8 protein-coding genes are annotated in these 8,878 nt (G+C 39.9%); all 8 read right to left on the reverse strand.

Annotated elements, in window-relative coordinates; genetic code table 11:
- Positions 1 to 859: 859 nt before the first annotated feature.
- Positions 860 to 1,201: a chaperone NapD gene (locus tag CVS81_RS09635; protein ID WP_021087324.1), complete on the reverse strand. Its 342-nt coding sequence runs from the start codon at positions 1,199 to 1,201 to the stop codon at positions 860 to 862.
- Entirely contained in the window at positions 1,198 to 2,133 is a 936-nt protein-coding gene (locus tag CVS81_RS09640; RefSeq protein WP_107965833.1) for a WD40 repeat domain-containing protein, read from the reverse strand. The genes CVS81_RS09635 and CVS81_RS09640 overlap by 4 nt, the downstream gene beginning before the upstream one ends.
- Positions 2,130 to 2,597: a 4Fe-4S ferredoxin gene (locus tag CVS81_RS09645; protein WP_107965834.1), complete on the reverse strand. Its 468-nt coding sequence runs from the start codon at positions 2,595 to 2,597 to the stop codon at positions 2,130 to 2,132. Before CVS81_RS09645 ends, CVS81_RS09640 begins: the two co-directional genes overlap by 4 nt.
- Complete coding sequence (locus tag CVS81_RS09650; protein ID WP_012001478.1) at positions 2,597 to 3,124, reverse strand: nitrate reductase cytochrome c-type subunit; 528 nt, start codon at positions 3,122 to 3,124, stop codon at positions 2,597 to 2,599. Before CVS81_RS09650 ends, CVS81_RS09645 begins: the two co-directional genes overlap by 1 nt.
- The gene (napH, locus tag CVS81_RS09655) at positions 3,121 to 3,912 is read right to left on the reverse strand and encodes a quinol dehydrogenase ferredoxin subunit NapH (RefSeq protein WP_107965835.1); all 792 of its coding nucleotides are present in this window, start codon (positions 3,910 to 3,912) and stop codon (positions 3,121 to 3,123) included. Before napH ends, CVS81_RS09650 begins: the two co-directional genes overlap by 4 nt.
- Positions 3,909 to 4,667, reverse strand: a complete 759-nt coding sequence (gene napG / locus CVS81_RS09660; RefSeq protein ID WP_413784312.1) for a ferredoxin-type protein NapG — start codon at positions 4,665 to 4,667, stop codon at positions 3,909 to 3,911. Before napG ends, napH begins: the two co-directional genes overlap by 4 nt.
- 11 nt (positions 4,668 to 4,678) lie before the next feature.
- Entirely contained in the window at positions 4,679 to 7,459 is a 2,781-nt protein-coding gene (gene napA / locus CVS81_RS09665) for a nitrate reductase catalytic subunit NapA (protein WP_107965837.1), read from the reverse strand.
- 727 nt (positions 7,460 to 8,186) lie between these two features.
- A partial coding sequence (locus tag CVS81_RS10080; protein WP_234399559.1) for a methyl-accepting chemotaxis protein occupies positions 8,187 to 8,878 on the reverse strand: 692 nt, incomplete at its 5' end.

Below are 8,878 nucleotides of genomic sequence, written 5' to 3' on the forward strand. Positions count from 1 at the left end.
AATAATCAAAAAGCTTAAACAAAAATGCATGCGGTGCTTTAGCACAATTGCATGCGTTTTGTGCAATAGAAAGTCAGGCAAATTTTAAAATTTCATGAACGAGTAATTTCGGCTCTGATTTTAGTGGAGAGCTTTGCGAAACCTAAAATCAGTAGTCAATTCTTGCGAGTGAATGGAATTTTAAAATTTGCAAAATAGCAAATTTCTATTTTTAAAATCTCAACTTTAAATTTGTAAATTTCTTTTTATTCAAAAGGGAGACAAGGGGACTTAAATTACGAAGCCGTCCCCTTATCTCCCTTTAAATCCCACAATCCCCTCGCACGTTAGAAGTGCATGCGATAGCACTATCGTGCCGCATGCGTTTTGCTATCAAGTAAGTTTTCGCAAATTTTAAAATTTCATGAACGAGTAATTTCGGCTCTAAAATTTGAGCTAAGCTGTAAGCGAAGCCAAATTTTAGTAGTCAATTCTTGCGAGTGAATGAAAGTTTTAAAATTTGCAAAGCAATCTAATCAAATTTAAATGTTTGCTTCTTTGTTAAGGGGGAAGAGGCTTGAATTACGGTCTGCTTGCAGTTGCGAGATGAAGTCGAAGCAAAAGAGCTCTCTTCCCCCTTAACAATCCCCCAACCCCGACAACGTTAGAAGTGCATGCCTCAGTGCTGAAGCACTGCATGCGGTTTGAAACTCCAGTAAATTTAAAATTTCATGAACGAGTAATTTCGGCTCTAAAATTTGAGCTAAGCTGAAAGCGAAGCTAAATTTTAGTAGTCAACTCTTGCGAGTGAATGGAATTTTAAAATTTGTAAAAACCTATCAACATATTGATTAAATTTCAAACCAAAGGGAGTTAAATTTTATCTCACTTTATAGTGCACACTACCGCTATATGCGATATCTTCGGCTTTTACGTCATCGCTTGTTAAAATCTCACTTATCTTGCCGTTTGCTTCAAGCCTCTCTCTATTCTCCTGAGCGTCTTCTTGATAGCTATAAACCATCGCAACGCTCACCACGCCGCTAATGCCCTCTATCATCTTAAAAACTCTGATCTCATCTTCAATGCTCTCTGAGCTAACGACCACCACGATCCTATCTTCTGCGTCAGTGATGATCTCGCACTCTTTTAGCTTGCTTATCTCGCCTTTTACGCTCTCATTTTTATTATCTGTATAGACTATCAGGCTTGAAATATTCATCTAACTCTCCAAAATAAAATTTTCTTCTCATAAGCAGAGGTTACGACCTCGTTATCGCTTATGAAAACTATGCTATTTATCGTGCTTTGACCAGTTTTTAGCATCGCGATCTTATCCAAAGTGACGCTATCAACCAAATTTACATCACTCATCTCATCGCTCATATACGCGGCGATCTTGCCGTCGCTACTAAGCCCCACGCCATAGACCAAAAAGCCAGTATTTATCTTTTTTAGTGTCCCAGCTGAGAAGATGCCAGCGATCCTGTCGGTGCCTCCGCTGATCATGACGCCATTTTTATAAGCGATGTCGTAGATATTATCAGTGTGGATGTCTAAAATTCTGTCCATTTTTTTAGTACGAACGTTGTAAAAATAGACCTTACCACTCTCACAAGCGATCGCTAGCGTGCCTCTATCTTCGCTTATCTCCATGTCTGAGAGCATTGCGATAGAGATCTTAAAACTATCATAAATCTCGCCACTTTTTAGGTTTAAAAAGTAAATTTCATTGCTGATCGAAGCAAGTGCTATATGCTCATCATCTAAAAATAGAGCCTTTTTTATCGCTTGATTAGCCATTTTTATGCTTCTCATCTGCTCATTTTCTCTTATATAAAGCACCTTTGTAGCGTAGTCACCCTCGCTTAAGATGAGCATCTTGCCATTTAGCTCATCGACATTTAAAATTTTTGGCCTCTCGTGGTCGCTAACGTAGGTTTTTATATCATCAATCTTGATGATCTCATCAAATTTAGACTCTTTTGGATCATAAATTTCAACCGTGCCACCATCAGTTGCGATAAAAAGTTTGCCATTTATCAGCGTGGTATTAAGCACATTTGCACTAGCTTCTATCTCTTTAATAGGCGTTGTGATCTCATTTGCAAAGATAAAATTTAGCAAGCAAAAAAGAAAAAATAAAACTCTCATAAAGCCTCCATCTCAAGCGAATTTTTAAAACAAACATCAAAGCACTCGCCGCAGCTGACGCAATTTTGATTGATTATAGGGCGAAAAACACCAAGAAACTCAACTGCTTTAAATTTACAAGCATCAAGACAGTTGTAGCAAATCGTATCGTTCCACGCTAGGCAGCTAGCGACATTGATGCTAACTTTTGCGTTTATGCTCTTTGGCGAGTTTAAGCTTAGTGTCACGTGAGCGCTACTTTGACAAGCCTTCACACACTCTTCACAAAAGTCACAGCCTAGCTTTTTAACTTTAAAAACAACTCTTTCATTTTCAAAGCTAAGAAGCTCTTTTTCACAAGCACTTACGCAGGTAGCCTCACAGCCAGCGCAGTCAAATTCTCCGCTAAAAAAGGGTGGATCTATAAATTTGGGAGCAGGTTTTGCCCCCAAAATTTTGCTAAAAAGCTCTCGCCTGCTTTGCATTACTTAACGCCGTCATTTAAAACGTCTAGTAAATTTGACTTATGTGAGCCGTTTTTATCTCTAAAGTCAGGCTTAAATTTGTTACCAACAAGCTGCGTTACGCCATTTTGTTGCTCGACGTGGCAAGTTGTGCAGTTATATCTCTCATCATCAAGCTTGCCTGCAAGATCTTTTTTGTTTCTGATGTCATAAAGGTGAGAAGCTGGGATAGGAGTAGCTCCGCTATCTTTTGCAAACTCAGGCATGTGGCAGGTTACGCACATATTTGAATCTTTTGTGATAGGCACCAAACCCTCAGTGTCGTGTGGGATAAATGGAGGTGCATTTTCAAAAGATCTATCAAATCTCTTTGCCATACCTGCTGGCTCTTTTGTGTAGTTGATGTCTTTTAAAACAACGTCTTTGTCATCTAACAAATCAACATTTCTAAGGCCGATTTGCGAATCACTAATGCTTGGATTATTCAATGCACATGCCGCTAAAAAGGCAGCGCATAGTGCTCCAAGTGCCATTATTTTCATTTTCATTTTTCTCTCCTTAAATTTCTAATACTAAAATTTAGCGCCCCGTCGCCGCAAACGTCGATGCATTTACCGCAACTTATGCAATCGCTTGAGCTAACCGCGCGGCTCTCTTTACCGATCATATCTAGCACTTGCACCTCTGGGCAGACGAGCTTGCACTTCATACACTTTGTGCAAGCATTTGCGTCGTGTTTTACTCTGATGAGAGCAAATTTTGATATCACCGCGTAAAATGCACCAAGTGGGCAGATGTGTGAGCAAATTCCGCGCTTTAGCACGAACATATCAAAGGCAACTATGCCAAGGGCGATGCCAATGGCACTAGCTGAGCCGTAGATGATGCCACGCTGGATGATACCAACAAAGCTAATGCTCTCAAATGCTGGCAGTGAAAGAGCAAGGCTTAAGACAAGAGCAAGCGCTAGCAAGTAGTAGCGCAAATTTTTACTTACGTTTAAAATTTTCTCACCCTTAAAGCCAAATTTCTCTCTTAACTTGTAAGCAATATCCGTTAGTAAATTTACTGGGCAAACCCATGAGCAAAATGCCCTAGAAGCGATGAGCGCGTAAAATGCAAAGACGATGATCGCACCGATTACTGCATTTATGCCTACGCTAAAGCTTGCTAGTAAAATTTGAAGCACCGCAAATGGATCGCTTAGTGGAATTTGTCCAAAAAGCATAGATGAGCTTAAATTTCCGCTAAGTATCTTAACTCCATAAACATTTCCTAGGATAAATAGCACTAGGATAGAAATTTGAGTTATTCGTCTTAAGATTAAAAATTTCATAGCTCACCACCATTTAGATAGTCAGTCGCCTTTTTGATGTCGAGCTTTATCTTGCTGTTGGCATCATCCACGCGCCTTTCATCTTCTTTTATCCAGCCTTTGACGTAGTTATCGCCAACTTTACCAAGCACAACCTCGCGGTTTAGCACGGTAATGGCTGCTTTTTCGGTGATACAGGCTCGCTCGCACACGCCACAACCCGTGCAGATATCGCTATCAACTACTGGTAGTAAAAACGCATGCTTTTGCGTCCTTTCGTTGCGGCGATACTCAAGATACAAGGCCTTATCTATGAGCGGACAAGATCTATAACAAGCATCGCACTGTATGCCCCAGTATGCCACGCAGTTTTTCATATCGACAACTGCAACGCCCATTTTGGCTTTGTTTATATCTAGTTTGCCAGCTGTGCTAACTAAATTTGCGTCCAGTGCCCCGGTCGGACAGACTGGCACGCAAGGGATATGCTCGCACATATGACAAGGAATTTTTCTAGGCTCAAAATAAGGCGTACCGACACTTATACCATCTTCAAGAGTAGCAAGTTTTAGCGTATCAAATGGACAGGCCTCTACACAAAGCCCGCATCTAATACAGCTTTTCAAAAACTGCTTCTCTGCTTTCGCACCAGGCGGTCTAAGAAGTATAAGCGATGAGGCTTTGGCACTAAGTGACCATATAAAGCCTCCGCCAAGAGCTAAGATCGCTGCCTTAGCTCCAAATTTCAAAGCTTCACGCCTACTTGAAAATTCCATATCAGCCACTTTTACGCCTTGTAAATTTTAACCGCGCACTTTTTATAGTCAGTCTCTTTTGAGATCGGGCAAGTAGCGTCAAGGCAGACTTTATTTATAAATACGTTTTCATCAAAGAAAGGCACATAAACAAGACCTACTGGCGGCTTATTTCTACCTTTTAGATCTACTCTTGCTTTTACTTTGCCACGGCGTGACTCGACCCAAACGATCTCATTTTGAAGCACGCCAAGCTTTTTAGCGTCATCTTCGTGCATGTAGCAAAGTGCCTCTGGGACGGCTCTATAAAGCTCAGGAACACGCATAGTCATCGTGCCTGTATGCCAGTGCTCTAGAACACGGCCAGTACATAGCCAGAATGGATAATCTTTGCTTGGCATCTCGCATGGATCCATGTAAGGGCGGAAGAAAATTTTTGCTTTGTTTGCAAGAGGAGTTTTCTCTTGATTTTTCACGCCTTTTAGATCGCCTGTTGGAAGGGCTGCGTTTTTGTTGCCGTAGAATGCAAATTTATCATTTGGAGCGGCTTTTTTAGCGTATGGGTCAAATTTAGTGTTAAATCTCCACTGAGTCTCTTTGCCATCAACGACTGGCCATCTTAGACCTCTTACTCTATGGTAAGTGTCAAAGTCAGCTAGGTCGTGACCGTGACCAACGCCAAATTTTCTATACTCTTCCCAAAGATATTTGTGGATGAAAAATCCATATCCTTTAAATTCTTTACCATCAGAGCCGATCACTTTTCTGCTGTCGCCAAAGACTTCTGTGTTGTCATAGTTTTCCATGATCGGATCATTTGCGCTAAATTTCTTAGCATCTTCATTTGCAAAAAGCACGTCAAATAGCGTATCTTCTTCGCTATATCCCATAGCTTTTGCAGCTTCAAGCACGCTTGGAAGTGTCACTTTGTCATTTACTTTTTTCTCACCCCAAACATCTTTTAGCTTAAAGCGCTTACTAAACTCAAGCATCTGCCAGATATCAGGCATCGCTTCGCCAACAGGAAGCACTTGCTGTCTCCAGTGCTGTGTCCTTCTCTCAGCATTACCGTATGCGCCCCATTTTTCGTAGATCATCGCAGTTGGTAAAATAAGGTCAGCTACTTTTGCAGAAATTCCTGGATAAGGGTCGCTTACGACGATGAAGTTGTCCATTTCGCGAGCTGCTTTGATCCAGTGGTTTGCATTTGCAGTGTTTTGCCATGGGTTATTTACTTGAACCCAGATAAATTTAACCTTGCCATCTTCAAGATCACGCATCATTTTTACGTAGTGTGAGCCTGGTACAGCATTTAGTGTGCCAGCAGGAAGTTTCCAAAGTTTTTCAGTGATCTCCCTGTGTTTTGGATTAGCGACGACCATATCAGCTGGCAAGCGGTGAACGAATGTTCCAACCTCTCTTGCAGTACCACACGCACTTGGCTGGCCAGTTAGAGAAAAAGCGCCTGAGCCTGGGAGTGCTTGCTTGCCGAGCAAGAAATGCACCATATAAGCTTGCTCATTTACCCAAGTGCCGCGTTGGTGTTGGTTAAAGCCCATAGTCCAGAAGCTAACGACTTTGCGGTTTTTCTCGATGTAAAGATCAGCAAGTGCTTTTAGTTTTTTCTTAAATTCATTGATATCTTCGTTTGGATCGCCCTTTGCTACCTTAGCTGTAAAGTCAAGTGTGTAAGGCGCAAGAGCTTTTTTAAACTCTTCAAATGTTATTTGCCAGTGATCGCCAGCCTTTGCAGTGTTTTTGTTTTCTAATGTATCGCCAGCTTTTAGACCAAGATAAGAAAGTGTAACGCCCTCAGCCTCGCTTAGCACCTTTGACTTCTCAGTCGCAGCTGTGTCTAGCTCGCTTGGAGCATATTTTTTGTGATGGATGTCTGGGCGAAGACCATATCCGATATCAACTGGGCCAGCCGTGAAGACGCAGTGTTTTTTAACAAATTCTTCATCGATCATCTCTGGGTGGTTATAGACTATCTCACGAGCGATGTAGTTCCAGATAGCAAGGTCAGATGACGGAGCAAAAATGATCTCAATATCGGCTAAATTTGATGTTCTAGTTGAGTAAGTACTTAAATTTACAACCTTTACTCTATCAGGATCGCTAAGCTTTCTATCGCTCACGCGCGCCCAAAGGATCGGGTGCATCTCAGCCATATTTGCGCCCCAAGCTATGACAGTATCAGTTAGCTCTATGTCATCAAAGCAGCCTGATGGCTCATCAATACCAAAAACTTGCATAAAGCCAAGAACTGCACTTGCCATGCAGTGTCTTGCATTTGGATCGATGCTGTTGCTTCTAAAGCCACCTTTCATAAGCTTAACTGCTGCGTAGCCCTCTGGGATTGTGTATTGACCAGAGCCAAGCACGCCAACGCCGTGAGGTCCAAGCTCGTCATAAGTCTTTCTAAACTGAGCTTCCATCACGTCAAATGCTTGCTTCCAGCTTACTTGCTTAAATTTACCTTTTTTGTCAAATTCGCCCTTTTCATTTACACGTAAAAGTGGATGAGTTATCCTATCTTCGCCGTACATGATCTTAGCGTTAAAGTAGCCTTTGATACAGTTTAGACCGCGGTTTACTGGTGCTTCTGGATCGCCTTTTACAGCTACTATCTTGCCCTCTTTTGTAGCAACCATGATGCCACATCCGGTTCCACAAAATCTACAGGCAGCCTTATCCCAACGCCAGCCTTTTTCAGCTTCGTTTGACGCACTTAGCGAGCTTGGCACAGCGATACCGGCACTAGCACAAGCAGCACTAGCTGCAGCACTTTTGATGAAATCTCGTCGATTCATTTTTTCTCCTTAAAAGATTTAAACAAATTTAATAGATATTATCCTCATTAAACTTATTTACCCCTGATTTACATAGATAAAAATTTTGATAAGCTTAAAATATAAAATTACATATTAGTTTAAGAAAATTTATATAAATAGCCCTTGATAAAAGAGATGATGCGATAGTTTAAAGCAATTTTTCTACATATTTATAGGGATTTTACAAGTAAATCTTAAAAAAATAAATTATAAATTTATTTAAATAGCTGAGTAGAAATGTAACACATATAATAGGATGAAAATTATGTTTTATTTGGTAAATAGTGTAAATTTTATTAAATATCTTAATTATTTTTATAAATTAAATTTAAAGCCCTACTCAAGCATAGACCTGGTGAGAGAGAGGACAAAAGAGAGATAAGGACAGCTTTGCTTCGCTAGCTCGCAACTGCAAGCAGACCGTAATTCAAATCCCCTTGTCTCCCTTTTGAATAAAAAATTACAAATTTAATTGAGTTGCTTTGTAAATTTTAAAACTCCATTCACTCGCCTTAGTAACTTACTAAATTTAGGGCTCATAGCCATTCGCCATTAAATTTAGAAGCGTGATATGCTCGCCCATAAATTTTAAAATTTGATAGATAATTCTTGAGTGTTAAACTTAAGATTTGGAATTTATAAATATACAAACTCCAACCCAGTCTAAACCAGGTTGAAATTTATGAAGATTTATGAAGCAGATTTATTAAAATTTATTCTTTCTTACTTCACTTACTATTGTCTTAGCCATGTTATCAACATCACTTGTTACTTCATTGGCTCTATTAGCAATTACAACATTTTCTTTTGTTAGATTATCTATTTGAGCAACTGATTGATTTATCATATTAATGCCTTCACTTTGCTCTTTGATTGATTCACTCATCTCATTTATTGATTGAGCTAATACATTTGTATTTGCTTCTATCTCACCAAGTGATTTTTGAGTTCTCTCAGCTAGTTTTCTTACTTCATCAGCAACAACTGCAAATCCTCTACCGTGTTCTCCTGCACGTGCAGCTTCTATTGCTGCATTAAGAGCAAGTAAATTTGTTTGATCTGCTATATCTCTAATGATAGTTATGATGTTTTTAATCTCATCACTTTGTCTTATAACATCAGCTGTCTTTTGAGAGATGGCATTCATTGAGCTAGACATTTGCTCAACTGCTGCTGCAGATTCTTGTAAGCTATTTGCTTGAGTGTTTGCTGAGCTAGCTACTTTAGAAACTGAGCTTGCTAGAAGTTTAGCTTTTTCTTCTAGTACTTGTGCTTGGTTTAGATTGTCATTTAGCATTTTAGATATCTCTATGCCAAGAGAGTTTATACCACTTGCTATCTTACCATCATCATCAAGTCTTTTTGTAAAGTCTTGGTTTTTATAAGTGTTTAGTAGAT

The organism is Campylobacter concisus (assembly GCF_003049065.1).
Classification (GTDB): domain Bacteria; phylum Campylobacterota; class Campylobacteria; order Campylobacterales; family Campylobacteraceae; genus Campylobacter_A; species Campylobacter_A concisus_BE.

What these genes read in the sequence shown, in the direction of transcription:
- CVS81_RS09640 (WP_107965833.1), bottom strand. Translation starts at nt 2,133, where the DNA reads ATGAGAGTTTTATTTTTTCTTTTTTGCTTGCTAAATTTTATCTTTGCA.
- CVS81_RS09645 (WP_107965834.1), bottom strand. Translation starts at nt 2,597, where the DNA reads ATGCAAAGCAGGCGAGAGCTTTTTAGCAAAATTTTGGGGGCAAAACCT.
- CVS81_RS09650 (WP_012001478.1), bottom strand. Translation starts at nt 3,124, where the DNA reads ATGAAAATGAAAATAATGGCACTTGGAGCACTATGCGCTGCCTTTTTA.
- CVS81_RS09635 (WP_021087324.1), bottom strand. Translation starts at nt 1,201, where the DNA reads ATGAATATTTCAAGCCTGATAGTCTATACAGATAATAAAAATGAGAGC.
- napA (WP_107965837.1), bottom strand. Translation starts at nt 7,459, where the DNA reads ATGAATCGACGAGATTTCATCAAAAGTGCTGCAGCTAGTGCTGCTTGT.
- napG (WP_413784312.1), bottom strand. Translation starts at nt 4,667, where the DNA reads ATGGAATTTTCAAGTAGGCGTGAAGCTTTGAAATTTGGAGCTAAGGCA.
- napH (WP_107965835.1), bottom strand. Translation starts at nt 3,912, where the DNA reads ATGAAATTTTTAATCTTAAGACGAATAACTCAAATTTCTATCCTAGTG.